This window comes from Pseudomonas putida group bacterium ESBL64 (assembly GCF_045277175.1).
Taxonomy (GTDB): Bacteria; Pseudomonadota; Gammaproteobacteria; order Pseudomonadales; family Pseudomonadaceae; genus Aquipseudomonas; species Aquipseudomonas alloputida.
This window is the reverse complement of the sequence record NZ_CP145799.1, coordinates 1,580,934-1,603,715: the sequence shown is the minus strand read 5'-3', so window position 1 is coordinate 1,603,715 and position 22,782 is coordinate 1,580,934. Positions and strand designations below refer to the sequence as shown.

17 protein-coding genes are annotated in these 22,782 nt (G+C 61.7%); 11 read left to right on the top strand and 6 right to left on the bottom strand.

The features are described from left to right. Nucleotides 1-113: 113 nt before the first annotated feature. The gene (locus tag V6093_RS07215) at nt 114-2,210 is read left to right on the top strand and encodes a bifunctional diguanylate cyclase/phosphodiesterase (protein WP_179053615.1); all 2,097 of its coding nucleotides are present in this window, start codon (nt 114-116) and stop codon (nt 2,208-2,210) included. 30 nt (nt 2,211-2,240) lie between these two features. Here V6093_RS07215 and V6093_RS07210 read toward each other — a convergent pair whose 3' ends face one another. Further along, complete coding sequence (locus tag V6093_RS07210) at nt 2,241-3,065, bottom strand: aldo/keto reductase (protein ID WP_003256107.1); 825 nt, start codon at nt 3,063-3,065, stop codon at nt 2,241-2,243. Between the two features lie 244 nt (nt 3,066-3,309). Between V6093_RS07210 and V6093_RS07205 the strand changes: the two genes are divergently transcribed. Further along, a complete protein-coding gene (locus tag V6093_RS07205) occupies nt 3,310-4,188 on the top strand; it encodes a DMT family transporter (RefSeq protein WP_003256106.1) in 879 nt (292 codons plus the stop codon). Nucleotides 4,189-4,247: 59 nt separating this feature from the next. Here the strand turns inward: V6093_RS07205 and V6093_RS07200 are convergent, their stop codons facing one another. Next, nucleotides 4,248-5,153 carry a LysR family transcriptional regulator gene (locus tag V6093_RS07200; RefSeq protein ID WP_003256105.1) on the bottom strand — a complete coding sequence of 302 codons (906 nt, stop codon included), beginning with the start codon at nt 5,151-5,153 and terminating at the stop codon, nt 4,248-4,250. Nucleotides 5,154-5,539: 386 nt separating this feature from the next. On the opposite strand from V6093_RS07200, the gene katG reads away from it, so the two are divergent. From katG to V6093_RS07185, 3 genes are all read left to right on the top strand, one after another. Then, the gene (katG, locus tag V6093_RS07195; RefSeq protein ID WP_274083547.1) at nt 5,540-7,795 is read left to right on the top strand and encodes a catalase/peroxidase HPI; all 2,256 of its coding nucleotides are present in this window, start codon (nt 5,540-5,542) and stop codon (nt 7,793-7,795) included. Between the two features lie 158 nt (nt 7,796-7,953). Beyond that, on the top strand, nt 7,954-9,165 hold the full coding sequence (locus tag V6093_RS07190) for a M24 family metallopeptidase (RefSeq protein WP_003256102.1): 1,212 nt from the start codon (nt 7,954-7,956) through the stop codon (nt 9,163-9,165). A gap of 162 nt (nt 9,166-9,327) precedes the next feature. Continuing rightward, nucleotides 9,328-10,662, top strand: a complete 1,335-nt coding sequence (locus tag V6093_RS07185; protein ID WP_003256101.1) for an MFS transporter — start codon at nt 9,328-9,330, stop codon at nt 10,660-10,662. A gap of 124 nt (nt 10,663-10,786) precedes the next feature. Here V6093_RS07185 and V6093_RS07180 read toward each other — a convergent pair whose 3' ends face one another. Further along, complete coding sequence (locus tag V6093_RS07180) at nt 10,787-11,794, bottom strand: GlxA family transcriptional regulator (protein ID WP_014860028.1); 1,008 nt, start codon at nt 11,792-11,794, stop codon at nt 10,787-10,789. 181 nt (nt 11,795-11,975) lie between these two features. Between V6093_RS07180 and pssA the strand changes: the two genes are divergently transcribed. Together pssA and V6093_RS07170 are read left to right on the top strand one after the other, a co-directional pair. Further along, nucleotides 11,976-13,304 carry a CDP-diacylglycerol--serine O-phosphatidyltransferase gene (pssA, locus tag V6093_RS07175; RefSeq protein WP_080756703.1) on the top strand — a complete coding sequence of 443 codons (1,329 nt, stop codon included), beginning with the start codon at nt 11,976-11,978 and terminating at the stop codon, nt 13,302-13,304. Between the two features lie 232 nt (nt 13,305-13,536). Next, on the top strand, nt 13,537-14,682 hold the full coding sequence (locus tag V6093_RS07170) for a GGDEF domain-containing protein (protein WP_014860030.1): 1,146 nt from the start codon (nt 13,537-13,539) through the stop codon (nt 14,680-14,682). A gap of 120 nt (nt 14,683-14,802) precedes the next feature. Here V6093_RS07170 and ppnN read toward each other — a convergent pair whose 3' ends face one another. After that, on the bottom strand, nt 14,803-16,176 hold the full coding sequence (ppnN, locus tag V6093_RS07165) for a nucleotide 5'-monophosphate nucleosidase PpnN (protein ID WP_003256095.1): 1,374 nt from the start codon (nt 16,174-16,176) through the stop codon (nt 14,803-14,805). A 213-nt stretch (nt 16,177-16,389) separates the two neighbouring features. Beyond that, complete coding sequence (locus V6093_RS07160) at nt 16,390-17,451, bottom strand: YeiH family protein (RefSeq protein ID WP_003256093.1); 1,062 nt, start codon at nt 17,449-17,451, stop codon at nt 16,390-16,392. Nucleotides 17,452-17,563: 112 nt separating this feature from the next. Here V6093_RS07160 and V6093_RS07155 point away from each other — a divergent pair, with 112 nt between their 5' ends. Continuing rightward, nucleotides 17,564-18,451: a LysR family transcriptional regulator gene (locus V6093_RS07155; protein WP_003256092.1), complete on the top strand. Its 888-nt coding sequence runs from the start codon at nt 17,564-17,566 to the stop codon at nt 18,449-18,451. 217 nt (nt 18,452-18,668) lie between these two features. On the opposite strand, the gene V6093_RS07150 is transcribed toward V6093_RS07155, so the two are convergent. Beyond that, nucleotides 18,669-19,124 carry a MaoC family dehydratase gene (locus V6093_RS07150; protein WP_406669748.1) on the bottom strand — a complete coding sequence of 152 codons (456 nt, stop codon included), beginning with the start codon at nt 19,122-19,124 and terminating at the stop codon, nt 18,669-18,671. A 231-nt stretch (nt 19,125-19,355) separates the two neighbouring features. Between V6093_RS07150 and V6093_RS07145 the strand changes: the two genes are divergently transcribed. The 3 genes from V6093_RS07145 (at nt 19,356) to V6093_RS07135 (ending at nt 22,762) form a co-directional block, all read left to right on the top strand. Beyond that, on the top strand, nt 19,356-20,381 hold the full coding sequence (locus V6093_RS07145) for an AraC family transcriptional regulator (RefSeq protein WP_144000204.1): 1,026 nt from the start codon (nt 19,356-19,358) through the stop codon (nt 20,379-20,381). Nucleotides 20,382-20,652: 271 nt separating this feature from the next. Further along, nucleotides 20,653-22,005, top strand: coding sequence for an aromatic acid/H+ symport family MFS transporter (locus V6093_RS07140; RefSeq protein WP_047603042.1), 1,353 nt, complete (start codon nt 20,653-20,655; stop codon nt 22,003-22,005). Between the two features lie 28 nt (nt 22,006-22,033). Then, nucleotides 22,034-22,762 (top strand): nitroreductase, encoded by a 729-nt coding sequence (locus V6093_RS07135; protein ID WP_003256082.1) that lies wholly within the window; start codon nt 22,034-22,036, stop codon nt 22,760-22,762. The last annotated feature ends 20 nt before the right edge of the window (nt 22,763-22,782 follow it).

The window sequence follows — 22,782 nt, the reverse complement described above, 5'->3', positions numbered from 1 at the left end:
GATGTGCTTCACAAAATGCTCACGAGCGGCATAATGCCACCATTGCTTTCCAAGACCCGGCCGCCGCTTGCCGGGGTCCCTTTTCATGCGCTTCGAAGGTTCAGGTAAAGTTCATGTCGCTCGCAGCAAACCCCGACATCATGTACCGGCTGTTGATCCAGAGCGTGGTGGATTATGCCATCTACCTGCTCACCCCTGAAGGTATCGTCGCCAACTGGAACCCCGGCGCCCAGCGCGCCAAGGGGTACCGTGCCGAAGAAATCGTCGGCCAGCATTACTCGTTGTTCTACACCGATGCCGAGCGCGTAGCCGGGTTGCCGGCGTTAAACCTGGAGCAGGCGCGCAGCACCGGACGCTTTGAAGAAACGGGCGCACGCCTGCGCAAGGATGGGACGGTCTTCCACGCCCATGTGGTCATCGAAGCGGTGTACGACGATGCCGGGCAACTGGTGGGTTACGCCAAGGTCACCCGCGACATTTCCGAACGCCACCGCCAGGAGCTCGAACTGCTGCAGGCCAAAGAGCTGGCCGAGCAGTACAGCCAGGAAATGGCCAAGCTTTCGCAGTTTCTCGATTCGGTGATTGCCAACATTCCCGCGAGCGTCATCGTCCAGGACCTGGAAAGCCAGCGCATCCTGTTGGCCAACCAGCAGGCCGAGCGCCTGTTCGGCGGGCCGCAGCGCAGCATGATCGGCCAGTTGCCCAAGGAATGCCTGGCGCCGGCTGCCGGTGACTACCTGGAGCAGCAATTCGTGCGGGGTGCCCGCAGTACCAAGGGGCACGCCGCCGAAACCCGCGTCGACACCGCCCGTGGCCCTCGCACCCTGCGCAGCCGTACCCTGCTCAGCCAGAGCCGCGAGGGGCAGGCCGATTACGTGTTGTTCGTGGCTGAAGACGCCACCGAAGAGCTGGCCGCCCATGCGCAGATCCATCACATGGCGCACCATGACGCGCTCACCGGGCTGCCCAACCGTACGCTGTTCCACGAACGGCTACGCCAGGCCCTGTTGCGCGGCAGCGAAAACGCCAAGCTGACGGCTGCCCTGTGCCTGGACCTGGACAACTTCAAGAACATCAACGACTCCCTTGGCCATGCGTTTGGTGACAAGTTGCTACGCGAGTTGGGCAAGCGTCTGCGCCGCGAACTGCGTGAGCACGACACCTTGGCCCGCCTGGGTGGCGACGAGTTTGCCGTGGTGCTGACGGGCCTGGAGGGGCGGGATGCCGCGTGTAATACCGCGCAGCGCCTGATCAAGGCCATCAGCCCGCCATTCCAGATCGAAGGGCATCAGTTCGTGGTGGGGGTGAGCATCGGCATCGCCATCGCGCCTGATGACAATGACCAGGCAGAGCAACTGTTGGGTTACGCCGACATGGCCCTGTACCAAGCCAAGCGTAACGGCCGTAATCGTTATGAATGCTTTGATGTCGAACTGGACGTTGCCGCCCGTCAGCGCCGCCTGGTGGAAACCGACCTGCGCACAGCGCTGCACCTGGGGCAGTTGCAGTTGCACTACCAGCCGGTAGTCGATCATCAGACCAGCAGCGTTACCGGTTATGAGGCGCTGCTGCGCTGGGAACACCCGACCCGTGGCATGGTCATGCCGATGGACTTCATCCCCATTGCCGAAGAAACCGGGTTGATCCACGAGCTGGGCAACCGTGCGCTGAATCTGGCCTGCCAGGAGGCGGCCAGTTGGGACAGTGAGCAGACGGTGTCGGTCAACCTGTCGGCGGTGCAGTTCAAGAACGGCGATCTGGTGCATACCGTCGCCCTCGCGCTGGCCGACTCGGGCCTGCCGCCGCAGCGGCTGGAGCTGGAAATTACCGAGTCGGTACTGCTGGGCAACAGCGAGGAAAACGTGCGCACCTTGCGTGCGCTGAAAGACCTGGGCGTGTCCATTTCACTGGATGACTTTGGTACCGGCTACTCATCGTTGGGCTACCTGCGTTCGTTCCCGTTCGACCGGATCAAGATCGACAAGTCGTTCGTGCATGACATGTGCGACAGCCGCGAGGCCATGTCGATCATTCGCGCCATTACCGAGCTGTCCAACAGCCTGATGATCAAGACCACGGCTGAAGGCGTGGAGTCGGAGGAGCAGATGCGCCGGCTCGCGGCGGAAGGCTGTTCGCACTTCCAGGGCTACTTTTATGGGCGGCCGGCACCGGCGAGCGAGCGGTTGAAGCAGGTCATCACGCAAGCATAATGGGTTGCGCGGCCCCAGGCAGGCGCGGCCTCAGCTGTTCCAGTCCGGCGCAAACGGCGGGCTAACCACGCGCTGGTCTTTCGGCAGCCCGGCAATGGCTGCGCGGTCTTCGTCATCCAGCTGCACGGTCAACGCAGCCAGGTTGGCCAGCTGGTTTTCGCGGCTGCTGGCTTTGGGGATCGCCGCCACGCCGTCCTGGTCCAGCAGCCATTTCAGCGCGACCTGGCTGGGCAGCACGCCATGCTTGCGGGCAATCGCCTGGATCACTGGCTGCGCCGCTGCCTGGCCGCGTGCCAGCGGGGTGTAGGCGGTGAGCAACAGGTCATGGCTGCGAGCGAAGTCGAGTAGCGGTTGCTGGCTGAGCAGAACATGGTATTCCACCTGGATCGCCGACAACGGCGCGCCCAGGGTTTCCACCACCTGACGCAGTAACCCCAACGGGAAGTTGGCCACCCCAATATGGCGCGCCTTGCCTTCGTCACGCAGGGCTACCAGGGTGTCGATGCTGCGGGCCAGGTCCCAGTCTTTGCCTGGCCAGTGGATGTGGAACAGGTCGACCTGTTCGGTACCCAGCGCGCGCAGGCTGTCTTCCAGCGACTGACGCATGGCGTTGGGCTCCAGGCGGTCCCACCAGACCTTGGTGGTCAGGTGGATCTGCTCGCGTGGCACGTCGCTGTCGCGCAGCGCCTGGCCAACGGCTGCTTCGTTTTCGTAGGCGGTGGCAGTGTCGATGTGCCGGTAACCCACGTCCAGTGCCTGGCGCACGGCCTGGGTGCATTCACTGCCGGTCATTGGCCAGGTGCCCAGGCCGATGGCGGGCAGGTCCAGGCCGGTGCGGGTGCTGAGCCTTTGCATGTAAATTCCTTGTAGGGTGTGCAGGGTCGGTCGATGGTCGGCGATCAACCGTGCACGGGCCATGCAGACAAGGTGGAAAGTGGTCGATCAGCGAACACAAATTGCACTTGACCGGGTCAAGCGGCAAATGAACTTCCTTATGCTGCGGCATCTCTTCTAGAATCCCAGCTGTCACATCCGCCAGGCAATGCCTGCGCGGCCTTCCTTGGGCGGGGCATGTTGCCGCGCCGTCATCGAGAGAGCCATGAGTTCCAGCACACCGCTGTCCGGCGTCAACCAACCCCTGCGCGGCATCGCTTTGGTGGTGGTGGCGACGTTCCTGTTTGCCAGCCACGATGCCTTGTCCAAATTCCTGGGTGGCCTGTACCCGATAGTCATGGTGGTGTGGGCGCGTTATGTGGTGCACACGTTGCTGATGGCCGGTATCTTCCTGCCCAAGTCTGGGCTCAATGTATTGCGCACACGCCGGCCGGTACTGCAGACCTTGCGGGCCCTGAGCCTGCTGAGCACCAGCCTGCTGTTCACGACCGGTTTGCAATACCTGCCATTGGCCGAGGCCACGGCCGTCAACTTCCTTGCCCCGGTGCTGGTCACCGCGCTGTCGGCGCCGCTGCTCAAAGAGCGAGTGACAGTGGGGCAGTGGGTGGCGGTGGTCATGGGCTTTATCGGCGTGCTGGTGGTGGTGCACCCGGGTGGGGCGATGTTTACCCCGGCCATTCTATATCCGTTCGGTTCGGCGTTGGGCTTCTGCTTCTATCAGTTGCTGACGCGGATTCTGGCGGCGCATGACAGCCCGACCACCAGCAACTTCTACGCGGGGCTGTGCAACACCTTGGCAATGAGTGCGCTGGTGCCGTTCTTCTGGGAAGTGCCGCGCTGGGACCATGCCCTGTTGATGCTGGCACTGGGCGGCTTTGGCATGACTGCGCACCTGCTGCTGACCCAGGCCTTCCGCCATGCAGCGCCGGCGTTGCTGGCCCCGTTCAGCTATTGCCAGATCGTGTTTGCCGGGTTGCTTGGCTTCGTGGTGTACAGCCAGGTGCCGGATACCCTGAGCCTGGTGGGGATTTTGGTGATCTGCCTCAGTGGGCTTGGCGCAGCGTGGATGCAGCGCAGCAAATAGCAGCTGCGTACTTCAGGCTTTACGGCCGGTAGCAACAGCGTTGTGCTGCGAAGCGGGCATCACGGCGTGGCCATGAACTGCAGGATGCGGTCGCGCAGCCAGCGCTCGGCGGGGTCGTTGTCCTGGGCGCCGCTCCAGACCATCGACAGCTCGGCCTCGGTGATGTCGAACGGCGCCGGGTCGGCGCGCAGGCTGCCGTCGTCGGCGAGGGCACAAGCGGCATAGTCCGGCACCGTGGCGATCAGCTCGGTGTTGCGCAGCAGGGCGCGCAGGCTACCGAACTGCGGCACCGCCAGCACCACCTTGCGGCAACGACCGATGCGTGCCAGGTCGAGGTCGATGTTGCCGCTCATGTCACCGGAAAACGACACCATTACGTGCGGGCGGGCGCAGTATTCGTCGAGGGTCAGCGGCCCCGGGCGGTCGTCGGCGCGTAGCACCCGTACACCGATGTCGCGCAGCTTGCGGCGCTTGGCGGTGGCCGGCAGGTCGGTGGTATAGCTCACACCTACCGAGATCTCGCCGCTGGCCAGAAGGCCCGGCATCAGCAGGAAATTGGCCCGCCGCACTACCACGCTAATGGCGGGGGCTTCTTCACGCAGGGCCTGCAGCAGGGCCGGAAACAGGCCGAACTCGGCATCGTCAGAAAGGCCCAGGCGGAACACGTTGCAGCTGTTGGCCGGGTCGAACTGGCGGGCGCGGCTGATGGCGGCGGAAATCACGTCCATGGCCGGGCCCAGTTCAGCAAAGATCTGCATGGCCCGTGGGGTGGGTTCCATGGCCCGGCCGCTGCGGATCAGCAGCGGGTCGTCGAACAGCTCGCGCAGGCGGGCGAGGGCGGCGCTGACGGTGGATTGGGTGATAAACAGCTTTTCACCCACGCGGGTCAGGTTGCGTTCGATCATCAGGGCTTCGAACAGCACCAGCAGGTTCATGTCGACGTGGCGCAGGTCGTTGCGGTTCATGAGGGCTCGGCGTCCTGGGCAAAGGGTATGGCTGTGTATTGAAGCAGGGTGCAGGGCCCTGTGCCTTGTATGGATGTGCCGGCCTCATCGCGGGCTTGACCGCGATGAGGCCGATACAGGCCTGCGCCTGACAGAGTCAGCCTATCAGGCTCCAACAGCCACTCTATTAGAACTCTGCCCAAGCTCGGCTAGTCTTTCTCGTGGCCCCGCGAATTCCGCGACAGGGCAGCGCGTCAGCACCTGCGTGCAAGACCGTGCCCCCCCGCCGTGACAGCTTCGCAAGCCCCGTGTACACCTGATGAGGGGTAGTACGAGCCCACCCGCTCGGCTGAAAGAACACTGGCATAGACCGGAAATCTGGATAACCGACCCAAAGGTACCCGCAGATGTCGAACGAATCGAAATGCCCGTTCCATCAAACCGCAGGTGGCGGCACCACCAACCGTGACTGGTGGCCTGACCAGCTCAACCTGAGAATTCTTCACCAGCATTCCTCCAAGTCCAGCCCCGACCCGGACTTCGACTATGCCAAGGCGTTCAAGAGCCTCGACTTCCAGGCCCTGAAGAAAGACCTGACTGCCCTGATGACCGACTCGCAGGATTGGTGGCCGGCCGACTTTGGCCACTACGGCCCGCTGTTCATCCGCATGGCCTGGCACAGCGCGGGCACCTACCGCATTGGTGATGGCCGCGGAGGGGCGGGCTCTGGCCAGCAACGCTTCGCCCCGCTCAACAGCTGGCCGGACAACGTCAGCCTGGACAAGGCCCGGCGCCTGCTGTGGCCGATCAAGCAGAAGTACGGCAACAAGATTTCCTGGGCCGACCTGATCGTACTCACCGGTAATGTTGCCCTCGAATCCATGGGCTTCAAGACCTTCGGCTTCTCCGGCGGGCGTGCCGATGTGTGGGAGCCGGACGAAGACGTGTACTGGGGGTCGGAAAAGGTCTGGCTGGGCGGCGATACCCGTTACGGCAAGGATCAGGTCAAGGCGCAGCCGCCGGGGCAGGGTGACCTGGTGGCCGAGCCGGCCAAGCATGGTGAAGAACAGAATCGCGACCTGTCGGCCGAGCGTAACCTGGAAAACCCGCTGGCCGCCGTGCAGATGGGCCTGATCTACGTGAACCCGGAAGGCCCGGAAGGTAACCCCGACCCCGTGGCCTCGGGCAAGGACATCCGTGAAACCTTTGGCCGCATGGCCATGAACGATGAAGAAACCGTGGCCTTGATCGCCGGTGGTCACGCGTTCGGCAAGACCCATGGTGCCGGCCCCGCCGACAACGTCGGCCCCGAGCCGGAAGCGGCAGGCCTGGAGATGCAGGGCCTGGGCTGGCACAACACGTTTGGCTCCGGCAAAGGCGGGGATACCATCACCAGCGGCCTGGAAGTGACCTGGACCTCCACCCCGACCCGGTGGGGCAACGAGTACCTGAATAACCTGTTCGACTTTGAGTGGGAGCTGACCAAAAGCCCGGCCGGCGCGCACCAGTGGCGGCCGAAAGACGGCAAAGGCGCAGGCACGGTGCCCGATGCACACGATCCCGGTAAAAAGCACGCACCGTCGATGTTGACCTCCGACCTGGCATTGCGTTTCGACCCCATTTACGAGCCAATCGCTCGCCGCTTCAAAGAAAACCCTGACCAGCTGGCGGATGCTTTTGCCCGTGCATGGTACAAGCTGATCCACCGCGACATGGGCCCGCTGGCGCGCTACCTGGGCCCGGAAATGCCCAATGAAGAGTTGCTGTGGCAAGACCCGTTGCCCAAAGCTGACCCATCCACGATCAGCGAGCAAGACATCGCGACCCTCAAGGCCAGGATCCTGGCCTCGGGTTTGAGCGTGGGCGAACTGGTCTCCACCGCCTGGGCATCCGCGTCGACCTTCCGCGGCTCCGACAAGCGCGGTGGTGCCAACGGCGCACGTTTGCGCTTGGCGCCACAGAAGGACTGGGCTGCAAACCAGGGCGTGGACAAGGTGCTGGCGGCATTGGAGAAGATCCGGGGCGAGTTCAACAGCGGCGGCAAAAAGGTTTCCCTGGCCGACCTGATCGTGCTGGCCGGTACCGCGGCAGTCGAAAAAGCTGCCAAGGATGCGGGTTACAGCGGCAGCGTAGGGTTCCGCCCGGGCCGAGTCGATGCGTCCCAGGAGCAGACCGACGTCGAGTCGTTCGCCGTGCTGGAACCGCTGGCCGATGGCTTCCGCAACTTCACCAAGGCACGCTACAGCGTCAAGGCCGAGAAACTGTTGCTGGACAAGGCGCAGTTGCTGACCTTGACCGCGCCAGAGCTGACCGTGCTGATCGGTGGCCTGCGGGTGCTCGGTGCCAACCATGGTGGTAGCAAACTCGGGGTGTTCACCGACAAGCCGGGGACGCTGAGCAACGACTTCTTCCGCAACTTGCTGGATATGAGCGTGGAGTGGAAACCGACCTCGGCGGACAACGAAACCTTTGAAGGCCGCGACCGCAAGACCGGGCAGGTGAAGTGGAGCGGTAGCCGGGTCGATCTGGTGTTCGGTTCGCATGCCCAGTTGCGGGCGTTGAGCGAGGTGTATGGCAGCAGTGATGGGGGTGACAAGTTTGTCCGCGACTTTGTGGCCGCCTGGCAGAAGGTCATGGAGCTGGACCGCTTTGATTTGAAATAGCGTTGCCTGGCGGGGGGGCGCTCAGCGCCCCCTTGGCCAGTGGTTATCCCGCCAATTCCAGGTCGGATAGATACAAAAGTATCCTCGTCGGTTCTGTTGCAATGCTTCTCAGGCGGCCGGCCTGAACAGCGTGCTCACAACGACAAGGAACCCCGACCATGCAAATGCCCAAGACCCTGAAAATCCGCAATGGCGACAAGGTGCAGCCAACCTTCTCCGCTCAGGAATACGCTGCTCGCCACGCCCGGCTGCGGGCCTATATGGCCGAGCAGGACATCGAGGCGGCAATCTTCACCTCGTACCATAACGTCAACTACTACAGCGATTTCCTCTACTGCTCGTTCGGCCGCCCCTATGCGCTGGTGATCACCCAGGACAAGGTGGTCTCGATCAGTGCCAACATCGACGGCGGGCAACCTTGGCGGCGCACGGTCGGTACTGACAACATCGTCTACACCGACTGGCAGCGCGACAACTATTTCGTCGCCATCCAGCAGGCGTTGCCGCTGGCCTCGCGCATCGGCGTGGAGTACGACCACCTGAACCTGCAGAACCACGGCAAACTCGCCGCCTGCTACCCCAAGGCCGAGCTGGTGGACATCGCTGCGCCGTGCATGCGTATGCGCATGATCAAGTCGGCCGAGGAGCAGGCACTTATCCGTCACGGTGCACAGGTGGCCGACATCGGCGGGGCGGCAGTGGTCGAGGCCCTGCGTGAGCAGGTGCCCGAGTACGAGGTGGCACTGCATGCCACCCAGGCGATGGTGCGCGAAATTGCCAAACGCTTCCCCGACGCCGAGCTGATGGACACCTGGACCTGGTTCCAGTCCGGGCTCAACACCGATGGCGCACACAATCCGGTCACCAGCCGCCGTGTGGGCAAGGGCGAGATCCTCAGCCTCAACTGTTTCCCCATGATCGCCGGCTACTACACCGCGCTGGAGCGCACCCTGTTCCTTGACCACTGCCCGGACGAGTACCTGCGCCTGTGGCAGGCCAACGTCGAAGTGCACGAAGCCGGGCTGAAACTGGTGCGCCCGGGCATGCGCTGCAGCGATATCGCCCGCGAACTGAACGAGATCTTCCTGCGCCACGACCTGCTGCAGTACCGCACCTTCGGGTATGGCCATTCGTTCGGCACGCTCAGCCATTACTACGGCCGCGAGGCGGGGCTGGAGCTGCGCGAGGACATCGATACCGTGCTGGAACCGGGCATGGTGGTGTCGATCGAGCCGATGATCATGCTGCCTGAAGGGCGGCCGGGGGCGGGCGGTTATCGCGAGCATGACATCCTGATCGTCAACGACAGCGGCGCCGAGAACATCACCAGGTTCCCGTATGGGCCGGAGCACAACATCATTCGCAAATAAGCATCGGCGTCGGCTGCTTCGCGGGCAAGCCCGCTCCTACGGGGATTTCACCGTTGTCGTAGGCGCGGGTTTTCCCGCGAAAAGGCTGGCCCAGACAACAACAAGATCCCCGTATGACCACCAGACCCTGCCTCCAATTAAAAGAACCAGAGGGTACCCGTCATGTCCAGCACCACCCTAGACCCATCCGCCATCGCCGGCCCCGCGCACAACGCCGAACGCCAGGCGCTGCGCAAGGCCGCCCGGGCCAGCTTCATGGGCAACTTCGTCGAGTGGTTCGACTACGCCGCCTACGGCTATCTGGCCACCATCATCGCCGCCACCTTCTTCCCGCAAACTGACAAGACCACCGGCCTGCTGGCTACCTTCGCGGTATTCGCGTTGTCTTTCCTGGTACGCCCGCTGGGCGGCATTGTCTGGGGCCATTTCGGCGACCGACACGGTCGGCGCAACGCGTTGTCCTGGTCGATCCTGATCATGTCGGTATCCACCTTCTGCATCGGCTTGTTGCCGGGCTATGCGCAGATCGGGCTGTGGGCACCGGCCCTGCTGTTGCTGATCCGCCTGGTTCAGGGGTTTTCCGCCTCGGGTGAGTACGCCGGGGCCGCTGCGTTCCTGGCCGAGTACGCGCCGCCTGGGCGGCGTGGCTTGTACACCAGCATCGTGCCGGCCAGCACGGCGGCGGGGTTGTTGTTCGGTGCGGCGTTCGTTGCGGTGCTGCATGAGCTGCTCAGCAGTGAAGCCCTGCATGAATGGGGCTGGCGCCTGCCGTTCCTGCTGGCGGCGCCGTTCGGCCTGGTAGGGCGCTATATCCGCATGAGCTTGCAGGACACGCCCAAGTTCCTGGAGATGGAGCAGCGCCTGGAAACCAAGGCCGGCATGGCCACGACGCCGCTGCGCGAACTGCTGGGCCAGCACCGGCGCAGTCTGGCGATCGGCATAGGTGTCACCTGCCTGAATGCGGTTGCGTTCTACCTGTTGCTCAGTTACATGCCGACCTACCTGTCCAGTGAAATGGGCATGAGCGAGCGGGATTCGTTCATCGCCTCGACGGTGTCGCTGGCCACCTATATCGGCTTGATCTTCCTGATGGGGCGGCTGTCCGACCAGTTTGGTCGCAAGACCATGCTGGTGGTGGCCTCGCTGTTGTTCCTGGGGTTGACCGTGCCGTTGTTTCGCCTGCTGGACGGCCAGCCGCTGCTGGTGATTCTGGCCATCCAGATCCTTTTCGGTGCGATGCTGGCGATGAACGATGGGACCTTGCCGTGCCTGCTGGCCGAAATCTTTCCGACCCGGGTGCGCTTCAGCGGGTTTGCCCTGAGCTTCAATGTGGCCAATTCGCTGTTTGGCGGGACTGCGCCGTTCATTGCCACCTGGCTGATTCAGGTGACGGGCAGCAAGCTGGCCCCGGCAGGATACCTGCTGGCGGCAGCACTGGTGGCGCTGGTGGCCATGCTGATGTGTCGGGAGACGGCGCACGGGGCCCTTGAAGATTAGTTGACCTGCACTGGCCTCTTCGCGGGCAAGCCCGCTCCTACAACGGCCTGTGGCGGACCACCGATGTGCGTGTAGGCGCGGGCTTGCCCGCGAAGAGGCCAGCAATGCCAATACCTGACCCCCGTCAGTGGAGAGAGGCCTGCCGCCGCTCCCCTAAAGGCGACAGCCCGAAGAACCGGCTATAACTCTTGGAAAAATGCGCAGGCGAACTGAAGCCGCAGGCCAGCGCTACCTCACGCACTTGCACGTCGCTGCGCAGCAGTAACTCCCGCGCCCGCGACAGCCGCAGCTCCAGGTAATACTGGCTGGGCGTGCGCTGCAGGTACTTGTGGAACAGCCGCTCCAATTGGCGCACGGTCACGTCGTTGAGGCTGGCCAGTTCCTCCAGCCCCAGCGGCTCCTCCAGATTGGCCTCCATGATCGCCACCACCTGGCTCAGTTTGGGCTGGGCGCTGCCGAGCAGGGTGCGCAGCGGCACACGCTGCCGCTCACGCTCACCGCGTACGCGGTCGCACAGCAACAGCTCGGCGGCCTTGGCCGCGATGTCCTGGCCGCCCGTGTCGCGGGCCACCAGTTGCAACATCATGTCCATGGCTGCCACGCCGCCTGAGCAGGTGTAACGGTCGCGGTCCAGTTCGAACAGCTGGCTGGAGATCACGATACCGGGGAAGTGTGCCTGCAACGTCGGCAGGTCTTCCCAGTGGATGGTGCAGCGGTAACCCTTGAGCAATTCGGCCTTGGCCAACAGGTAGCTACCGGTGCAGATACCGCCTAGCGGCAAGCGCTGGCGGGCCAGTTGGCGCAACCAGTCGATCAATGGGCGGTTGCTACGGCTTCGGTCGATCGGGTTGGCGCCGACCACCAGCAAGGCATCCAGCGCGGGGGCGTTGGCGATGTTGTAGTCGGGCAGTACGCGCATGCCGTTGCTGGCCACCACCGGCGCGTCGTCTGCGGCGATCAGCACACTGCGATACAGTGGCTTGCGCGCGGCCAGGTTGGCCATGCGCAGGGTCTCTACCGCCGACGCAAGGCCGATGGTGGTGAAATTGGGCAAAATCAGGAAGCCAAAGGTCTTTGCCGAACAATTCTTTACACTAGACGGCGATAGGTTTGCAGAAGCGGGGTGGACCATTGCGCTGTTCCTGTGCAAGCTGAGGCCTGGTTGGTCAGGGGCAGTGAGAAAGCAGAGCCTCGCGTGGTTCTTGTTGTTATGGGTCGTTGCCGGGTCGATCATACACCCCGGATGCAGCGGCCAGGAATGGCCCCGCCGGCTGGCAGGGCCGACAGTGATTGCACAGAGAAGGTGAGCGTCAGTGAACCCCGAAACCATGCTGGCGGGCTTGCCAGGCTATGCCATGGCCCCCGAAGCGATCCAGGTGCTGCCCGATGCCAGGGCTTACCGCGCCTGCCTGTTCGAGCGCATCCGTACGGCGACTCGGCGCATCGTTATTGTCGCGTTGTACCTGCAGGAGGATGAGGCTGGCCAGGAAGTGCTGGATGCCTTGTACCAGGCCAAGGCCGCGCGGCCAGGCCTGGAGATCACCATCGTGGTCGACTGGTTCCGCGCCAGGCGCGGGCTGCTGGGGGCCGGGCGTCAGCCGGGCAATGCCGCCTGGTATCAGGCCCAGCGCCAGTTGCGCGGGCTGGACATCGCGATCCATGGCGTGCCAGTGCAGACCCGCGAACTGTTCGGGGTGTTGCACCTTAAAGGCAGCATCATCGACGATTGCGTGATCTACACCGGCGCCAGTCTGAACAACGTCTACCTGCATCGTTTCGACCGCTATCGCCTGGATCGCTACCACGTGTTCCAGTCACCGGCACTGGCTGATGCCATGGTCGGCCTGGTGCAGCGTTTGCTGCACCACACCGCCACACCGCGCCTCGACCTGCCGGCGCCACCTTCCACCCGCAGCCTGCGCGGCGACATTCGGCGTTTGCGCGCAAGGCTGCGACGCATGGCCTACGAGGTACCTGCCAGCATGACGGGGCAGGGCTTGCAGGTGATCCCGCTGCTGGGTGTGGGCCGTGGCAATCCACTGAATCGGGCGCTGTGCGCCTTGCTGGCAGTGGCGCGCACGCAGATCATCATCAGTACGCCGTATTTCAACCCGCCACAGGTCGTGATGCGCGAACTTGACCATGCCCTGGCACGGGGGGTTGGGGTGGAACTGATTGTCGGTGACCGCACCGCCAACGACTTCTACATCGCCCCTGGCGAACCGTTCAGTGCCAGTGGTGCATTGCCCTATCTGTATGAGGACAACCTGCGCACCTTCGCCCGCCGCCGCCACGCCGCGATTGCCAGTGGACAGCTGCAAGTACGCATCTGGAACGATCCGGGGCATACCTTCCATGCCAAGGGCGTGTGGATCGACCAGCGTTATTCGCTGCTGACCGGCAACAACCTGAACCCGCGCGGGTTCAACCTGGACCTGGAGAACGGCCTGCTGATCGACGACCCGCAGGGGCAATGGCTGGCGCCACGGGAAGCGGAGTTGAGCGAACTGCGGCGCTTTGCGCCGAGAATCGGTTCGGCAGAGGCGCTGGGGGAGAAGGCCGAACATCCCAAGCAAGTGCGCAAGTTTCTGCGTCGGTTGCGCTATAGCCGGTTGGAACCGTTGATCAAGCGGGTGCTCTGACATCGCCTGTACTGGCCCTGTCGCCGGCAAGCCAGCGACAGGGCCAGAGTGGTGCGCACCGCGCATTGATGTCATTATGATATTGCTGCCCACGGCCCTTTGTCAGGGGCTGGATTACAATGTGCAGGCAACCGTGCAAGGCCCCTCTGAACGTGATCACGATCGCATACAGTCGGGCCTTTTCCCGTTAACCAGACAGGCCAATGCGTATATGGCGTTAGATCCACCCACGATGCTGACTATTTCAGTCGCTTTGGCCGCTGCGGCCGCCTTGTACCTGGCGATTGAATGGCGCAGTGTGCGCGAAACCTCATTGCTTTACTGGAGTGCGGGTTTCGCCACGATTACGGTTGGTAGCACCCTGGCATTGTTGCGCGGGATCGGCTTGCTGTTCATCGGTATCTGGTTCGCCAATGGCTTGCTGGTGGTGGCCCACGTTTTTTTCCTGATCGGCGTGCTGCGCTTCACCCAGGAGCGCTTGTCACGTGCCTGGTTGATGATCGTGCTGGTCTGGTTCGCCTTGCTGCTGCTGCCCGTGGGCCCGCAGTGGTCGAAGGTGATGCTGATGGTCAACTCATTGTTGGTGGCCTCGCTGACGCTCAAGGCCAGTTTCCTGCTGCGGCCACATGGCAAATCGCTGAGTGTCGGGGCCGTGCAGCTGCGCTATGTGTTGCTGATCCATGGGCTGTTCTATGTGGCCAAGGCGGCCATCGCGATCACGCCAGGCACGCTGATTGACCTGGCGACCTTTGGCGGGCTGATCATTCAGGTTTCGCTGGTGGAAGGCGCGATGGCGATCATGCTGATTGCCTTGTCGATGACCGGCACCGTACGTTACCGGCGTGAAGAGCGGATTGCCCGGCTGGCAGCCCGTGACCCGCTGACTGCGCTGTACAACCGGCGTGCACTGGAGGTACGGGCGGGGCATTTCTTCAAGGACGTGAGCCCGGCGCAACCTGGGGCATTGCTACTGATCGACATCGACAACTTCAAACTGGTCAACGATCTGCACGGGCATATCGCCGGCGACCGTTTGCTGATTGCCTTGAGCGAGATGATCCGGACGGCGCTGCCCGAGCGTTCGCTGGCGGCGCGGTTGGGCGGGGATGAATTCGTCATCTTGCTCAGTGGCGCGAGCAGTGAACGGGTCATGGAACTGGGTAGTGGGCTGCGCGAGCAGTTCCAGCAGTACGCCGACAAGACCGTGCCTACGCCCCAGGCGGTTACCTTGAGCATTGGTGCCAACGTGTTCGACCAGCCGCCGGCGAGCCTGGCGGCGTTGATCGAGCAGGGGGATGTGGCGTTGTACCAGTCCAAACGTGGGGGGCGCGACAGCATTCGGTTTTTCGAGCGGGCGATGGTTGAACTCCGGCAGTGAGCGAATCACCTAGGGGGTGAGCTTTCATGTAACCCATGTGGGTGATCCGTACAGGCGCTCCCGTCACCCGGCCCCCGCGTTTGACGGGCATCCATGCCCGTCATCAGCAAAACAGCGTGGTCAGGTCGCTACCTGATAGCACGGCACATACGCCGCGCCGCCGGGCAGCTTCATCCGGTGCTGGTCGACGAATGCCTGTAGCAGCCGGCCCAGCGGGTCCAGTACGGCGCTGTCACCGTGGATCTGATACGGCCCGTGTTCCTCGATCAGGCGGATGCCTTTGTCCTTGACGTTGCCTGCGACAATCCCGGAAAACGCCCGGCGCAGGTTGGCCGCCAGTTCATGGGGCGGCAGCTCGCGGCGCAAGTCCAGGTCGGCCATGGCCTGGTGGGTCGGGTCGAACGGTCGCTGGAAGCTCTCCTCGATCTTCAGCAGCCAGTTGAAGTGGAAGGCATCGTTGCGCTCGCGGCGGAACTGCTTGACCGCTTTGAGGCCTTCGACCATGTGCCGGGCGACTTCCGCCGGGTCATCAATGATGATTTCGTACAGGCGATGGGCCGCTTCACCCAGCGTGGCGCCGACGAAAGCGTGCAACTGTTGCAGATAAGGCTCGGCGCTGCGCGGGCCGGTGAGCACCACCGGGAACGGCAGGTCGTGGTTGTCCGGGTGCATGAGGATGCCCAGCAGGTACAGGAACTCCTCCGCCGTGCCGGCACCGCCTGGGAAGATGATGATGCCGTGGCCGACACGCACGAAGGCCTCCAGGCGCTTCTCGATGTCTGGCAGGATCACCAGTTCGTTGACGATCGGGTTGGGCGCCTCGGCGGCGATGATGCCGGGCTCGGTGAGGCCCAGGTAGCGGCTGCCATGCATGCGTTGCTTGGCGTGGGCGATGGTGGCGCCCTTCATCGGGCCTTTCATCACGCCCGGGCCGCAGCCGGTGCAGACATCCAGCTTGCGCAGGCCCAGTTCGTGGCCGACCTTCTTGGTGTACTGGTATTCCTCGGTGCTGATCGAGTGGCCGCCCCAACACACCACCATCTTCGGCTCCACGCCCGGGCGCAAGGTACGCGCGTTGCGCAGCAGGTGGAACACGTAGTCGGTGATGCCCTGGGAGCTTTCCAGGTCGATGCGCTGGCTGGCCAGCTCGCTTTCGGTGTAGACGATGTCGCGCAAGGCGCTGAACAGCATTTCACGGGTGCTGGCGATCATTTCGCCATCGACGAAGGCGTCGGCCGGCGCGTTCAGCAGCTCCAGGCGCACGCCACGGTCCTGTTGGTGGATACGTACCTCGAAGTCTTTGTAGGCCTCAAGGATAGTCTTGGCATTGTCGACATGGGCGCCAGTGTTGAGGATTGCCAGGGCGCACTGGCGGAACAGTGTGTAAAGGCTACCGGTACCGACTTCACTCAGTTGCTGCACTTCACGTTGTGACAGCGTCTCCAGGCTGCCTTTGGGGCTGACGGATGCATTGATGACATGGCGTTGAGGCATCTAAGTCTTTCCTGTGCGGGTAAAACATCCTTCTTTGACACCACCATACCGAGAAATGTGGACGGCAACGAGGGGGGCTGTGAAAAACCTTGAGACCGGGCGGCCTGCTTCGCGAGTAAACCCGCTCCTATACAGGTACAGCGCAAGCCTTGATGGCGGTGCGGACCTGTGTAGGAGCGGGTTTACCCGCGAAGCAGCCGACTCGGTCTCCCGTCAGCCCAACAGCTTCTGCACCCCCAGGGTAATCGCCAACCCCCCGCCAACCAGCCACAGGTTGAGGATCGCCCCGGTCGCCAGCGCCCGTGGCCCGGCCTGGCGAATCTGGCTGAAGCGGGTCTCCATACCCAACGCCGTCATGGCCATGGTCAAGGCAAAGGTGTCCAGGCTGTTCACGGCCTGGGTCACGCTGCCAGGCAGCACTTGCAGCGAATTCACCAGTACCAGTGCCAGGAAGCCAAAAGCGAACCAGGGCATGGCAATGCGCCCGTTGCCCTGCGCCTGGCCAGCCTTGCGCGAACGGCTGATCCACAGGCCCACCACCAGCAGTACCGGCACCAGCAGCATGACCCGGGTCATCTTGACGATGGTGGCGATATGCGTGGCTTCGGGGCTGACATTACTGGCCGCGCCTACCACCTGCGCCACTTCGTGGACTGTGCCGCCCAGCAACAGCCCGGCGCCCATGGTATCCAGATGCAGCCAGCCGGCATTGATCGCCAGCGGGTAAAGGAACATCGACAAGGTACCGAACAGCACCACGCTTCCGACTGCCATGGCGCTTTTATGGGGGGCGCTGCGCAGCGCCGATTCAAATGCCAGCACGGCGGCAGCGCCGCAGATAGCGCTGCCGGCGGCGGTGAGCAAGGCGGTATCGCGGTCGAGCTTGAACACTTTCATGCCACACCACAGGCCGATCAGCAGGGTACTGGTGACTACCAGCACCGACACGATAAGCCCCGACCAGCCGACTTCGGCAATTTCCTGCAGGCTTACCCGCAGGCCAAAAAATGCCACCGCAATGCGTAACAGGCCGCGAGCGGAAAAATTGATGCCTGCCGCCCAGCTTGCCGGTACGCCGTCACGCAGCGCGTTGCCATACAAGGCACCTGCGACGATACCCACGATCAGCGGGCTGATGCCCAGGTTGGCGATAGCGGGCAGGGCCGCCAGTTGAGTGACTGCGACCGCGAACAGCGCGACGAAAAGAATGCCATTGAGCCGCCCTCGGGTGGAGAGGGTAGGGGCAAAGGCAGGGTTGGACGGAACCGTGGCCATGTGAGTCCTCCGGAAAAGGTGTTTCGACAAGGCCTACGTTAATCTGGTTATAAGCTTATAAAAAATCGTAATTTAGGATGGCAAATATCCGAAAATCTGATAATTTTCAAAAATGACCCCAGAACAGCTGATAACATTCGCCACGGTTGCCGAACACGGCAACATCAGCCATGCCGCTCAAGCCCTGCACCTGTCGCAGCCGGCGGTGTCCGGCCAGCTCAAGCTCTTGCAGGAGGCGTTTGGCGAACCCCTTTACCAACGTGCCGGCCGCGGCGTGCGGCTGACAGCGGCCGGTGAGCAGTTGCTGGCGCATGCCGAGCGCCTGCGCGAAACCTTCCGACAGGCGCAAGCATTGCGCGAGGCCATGCGCGGGCTGGAGCGCGGCACCTTGCGCATCGGCGCCAGTACCACGCCCGCCAGTTACCTGCTGCCTTACCTGATCGCCGATTTTCACGGGCGTCATCCGGATGTGCTGGTCAGCACCTCGCATGGCAACACGGCGGAGATCGTCGCCGCCCTGGACAGTGTTGATATTGCCCTGATCGAGGGGCCGCCCGGGCAGGAGTTGCCGTTGGGTACGCAAGTGACGCCGTGGCGCGAGGACGAGATCGTGGCGATTGTGCCCCGTGGGCATCCCCTGGCAAGCAGTGACCAGCAGACACTGGCGGCGCTCGGCACCTACCCCTTGGTACTGCGTGAAAGCGGCTCGGGTGTGCGGCAGATCGTCGAGCGGGCGTTTGCCCGTGATGGCGTGGCAATGCGAGTGGCGCTGGAGATCGCTGGCGTTGAAGGGGTAAAAGAGGCGGTCCGGGCCGGGATGGGGGTTGGCTTTGTGTCGGCGATGTCCATTCGTCATGAAGATGGGGCGCTGCACCGGCTGCAGGTTGCGCCGCAGGCGCTGGTGCGGCGTTTTTCCATTCTGTTGCCGCATGGGGCTACGCCTTCGCGGGCTGCCTCGCGGTTTCTTGAATTGTGTGTTGCCATGCAAGAGGTGGGTTGACTGTGCTGGCCTCTTCGCGGGCGTGCCCGGTCCCACAGGTTACAGCACAGATGTTGAAGACTGCGCTGTACCTGGACTGCCCGCCAAAATTTGAAAGCCTGCGCGCTGCGCTTGCTCAGCCGCTTCGCGCAATTGCGACCCTCTGACGGCGGTACTTGAGAGAGATGTTTGGGGGCTTCTGAGCAATGAGGATTGGCCAAATGGATCGGCGTCGGAGTCATTTTGCTCGTGCGATTAGCACGGTCAGGTCGTAAGTCAACACCGAACCGGTGCCGGCTACCTGCACAGCAATCGCGAGCGTGACCCAGCCGCAATCGTCTCGACGAGCGTGCTGTGAGACATTCATCACCTTTGCCGTCAGGCTGAGCCTATCTCTCGGCTTCACAGGTCGATGCATGATGAAGTTTTCAATGCGGTGCCCGGCCACGACATGCGTCACCGAAAACAGCGCATCACACAGCATTCGCTGAGCCAGTGCGAAGGTATGCACGCCGCTTGCACAATGTACGCCCAGGGGGCTGGAAAGCGCCTGAACGGGATCAGTGTGCATGTATAGCGGATCGTATTGCTTTGCGAAGGCGATGATTTCGTCTTGCGCCAACGTTTCATCTCGATGGTGTGTCCACGCCTGGCCGACAGAAAACTGCTCCCAGAACATCTCGCTGGCACTCATGGAAAGGGCCTTAAACAGGTGGGGTGACTATCCTGGATGCAGGGGCGAGAATGAAGCAATGCCCGCTTACCTCAGGTGTTGTGACCTCTCTGGGCGGTAATCCAAAACGTGTTGCAATAAAAAACAAGGGGCGTTGACACCTGGCACAGTGATATTGGTACGGTAGATCTTCTACGGGTGTGTCTGCTTTGCAAGGCAGCCTTTGGTATCGAGTTAGCAACGGAGCCCCAGATGGAGTTTTCTGCCCACAAAGGCACTACGTCGATCAGCCTCGTGCGGGACGCACTTCAAGGAGCAGAACTGCGTGGCCTGGATGTTGCTACTGTGCTCAGCCACGCGCATATTGATCCACGCCTGCTGGACCAGCGCTATGCCAGGGTACCTGCTGGTACGTTCTCCAGATTGTGGATTGCGTTAGCGGATTTGCTCGACGATGAGTTTTTTGCGGCAGACAGTCACCCTCTTCGCAGAGGTAGCTTCAAGCTGATGGCGCAGTTGGCCCTCGGCTGCGACACCATTGGACAGGCGCTCAAGCGGATTCTGGCGTTTCTCAGGGCTGCCCTTGATGACATCTATGGGTCGGTGGAGTGCGACGGAGAGTATGCTGCAATTGTCATCCATGATCATGGTGAGTCGCGAAGGGCGTTTTGTTATGGTGCCTGGCTGGTCCTCGTGCACGGTCTGCTTTGTTGGCTGTGCGACAGGCGCATCCCTGTTTTGAAGTTATCGATGCGTCCTCCTCAGCCAGAGGACGACAGCGACTATCGAATGCGTTTTTGTGAGGAAATCGAGTGGCGGGCCGAAAGAACCTCCGCTGTGTTCGAGAAGAGCTTTCTGGCGTACAAGGTTTGCCAAACGCCCGCTTCTCTTCCTGCCTTTCTAAAAGGCACGCCAAGTAACTTCCTCGTGAAATACCGTAACGACGACAGTACGAGCATTATGATCCGGCGGCGATTAAAACTGCTCTCTCCACACACGTGGCCTGAACTCGATGAGCTCGCACGCGACTTGAGCATGTCCAGTTCCACCCTACAGCGAAGGCTCTACGCTGAGGGTTTCACCTACCAACGGCTCAAAGATAATCTAAGGCGGGATATTTCCATCAGTCTGCTGTGCCGGGCAGGTATGACAGTGGATGGCGTTGCGTCAGAGGTTGGCTTCATTGAGACCAGTGCGTTCCACAGGGCATTCAAGAAATGGACGGGTATCACCCCTGGTGCTTACAGACGCTCGTTGCTTAGCCCTCGAGGGGACTAGTCCGCTGCGCTTGGGCTGATCACCCTCTCTTCGAAGCCATCTGGTTTTCCAAAAACTGCCCGTTCCGGTCAAGCAGAATGATGCCATTGGGCATGGTTGGCGCTTGCCATAAGGCCTACGATTTTTCTCGGGCGCCGTCTAGTTGGTGCCTCTCAACTCTCCCGACTCACACGCGGAACCATGCGTACCTGTGCGTGTGGTCGAGTTGTGCCAGATCGCTATACGTATGTGGACTTCAAAAACACAACAATAAGATTGAAGGAGACACGGTATGAGTTCTTTGAATATGTACACGTTGACCGAAGAGTCGAAGTTTAACCGCTTTCATGGAATTATTCTGTTCTGGTGCGTGTTAATTCTGATTATCGATGGCTACGACTTGGCAGTGGTGGGGGCTGCCTTACCGGCCATCATGGCCGATATGCAAATTGATGCGACCAGCGCCGGGGTAATGGCTGGCTCAGCATTGTTTGGGACAATGCTGGGGGCCATTTTTTTAGGCACATTGGCAGATCGAATTGGCCGGCCGAAAATGATCGCGATCTGTGTGGCGCTGTTCAGCATTTTCACCGCTGCGGCAGGGTTCACTGACAGCCCGCTGACCTTCAGTATCATGCGCTTTATCGCCGGCTTGGGCATCGGCGGTGTGTTGCCCATCTGTACGGCGCAGATGGGTGAGTTCTCGCCCTTGAAAGTTCGCACCCGGCTGGTGACCATCGTTTTCGCAGGCTATTCGGTGGGCGGAATTCTGGTAGCCCTGACGGGTAAACAACTGATCGAAAGCTACGGTTGGCAATACGTGTTTTACGTGGCCGTCCTGCCAGTGGTTTTGATTCCTTTCATTCTCAAGTCAATGCCCGACTCTATCGGCTTTATGTTGAAGCAGGGTCGACAAGACGAGTTGAAAATCATCGCGCGTCGCCTTCGTCCTGACCTTGTGATCAAGGATGACACGCAGCTCGTCGGCAATCCGCAGGTTATCTCTGCTCAAGACAAGCCGGTACGAAGCCTTTTCCTGGAAGGCCGTGGATACAGCACGGTCATGATCTGGATGGCATTCATGACCGGGCTGTTCATGGTGTATGCGCTCAATTCGTGGCTCACCAAGTTGATGGCCATGGCGGGCTTCAGCCTCGGTTCAGCCCTGAATTTCGTCATCGTGTTCAACCTCGGTTCGATCTTCGGTGCAATTCTGGGTGGATGGCTTAGCGACAAATTCAGCATCAAGCACGTCTTGGTGGTGTTCTATGTAGTGGGCGCGGTCGCACTCACGTTGCTGGGATATACCCGCTCCACCGAACTGCTCTTTGTCGTCGTGTTCATCGTGGGGGCCTCGACCCTTGGCACCCAGCTTCTGGCCTATGCATACGCCGGCGATTTCTATCCCTCCACCATCCGCTCAACTGGCGTCGGTTTTGCCTCGGGCGTCGGTCGCGTCGGGGCGATTGTCGCACCTGTTTTGATTGGTGCCTTGGTGTCGATGGCGTTGCCGCTGGAGCAGAACTTCATGGCAATCGCGCTCGCCGGCCTGGTAGGGGCTGTTGCAGTGACCATGATCAACCAATCTCGCTCGGACTCGGCTGTAGTGAGGAAGAAGGCCACGGTTGCCCACGAGCTGACCTGACCATAATGCTGAGAGACAGGTGCCAAGTATGCTTATTGATCGCTTGCGCAAATCACCGGTAGGTTCGGACGAAACTGCCCGTTTGATCGACTGGGCAATCGTCTCACGTCGGAGCATCAGGTCGTTCCTCCCAACCCCAGTTCCGCGAGAGGAAATTGAAGCGGTTCTGAACGTTGCGCGCTATAGCGCAACAGGCGTCAACCTGCAGCCCTGGAACGTGCATGTTGTTACCGGCGATATGAAGGCACGGTTGTCCGCAGCAATTACTGAGGTTGATGACCATCCGGCTGATGACCAACGCTTTTCTGATCCCTACGCGTATTACCCCAGGGAGTGGACATCTCCCTACATCGAACGGCGCAGGGAGGTAGGGTGGGGGCTCTATAGCTTGTTGGGCATCAGTCGAAGCGATAAACAAAGGATGCACGAGCAACACGGCCGGAATTATCGCTTCTTCGGGGCGCCTGTTGGCCTGTTCTTCACGATTGACCGCGTGCTTCAGGAAGGGAGCCTGCTGGACTATGGCATGTTCCTGCAAAGCCTCATGATTGCCGCACGGGGAAGAGGCTTGCACACCTGCCCGCAGGCAGCATTCCTTAAATATCACAGCATCATCACTGAAATGCTGGCAATACCGAAGAGCCAAATGCTCGTCTGTGGGATGAGCTTGGGTTATGCCGATGATGGCAGCATTGAGAACACGTTGGTTACTGGCCGTGAACCCGTGCGTGCATTCACGACCTTTCACTCAGAATAAAAAACCTGGCGTGCGCCCTG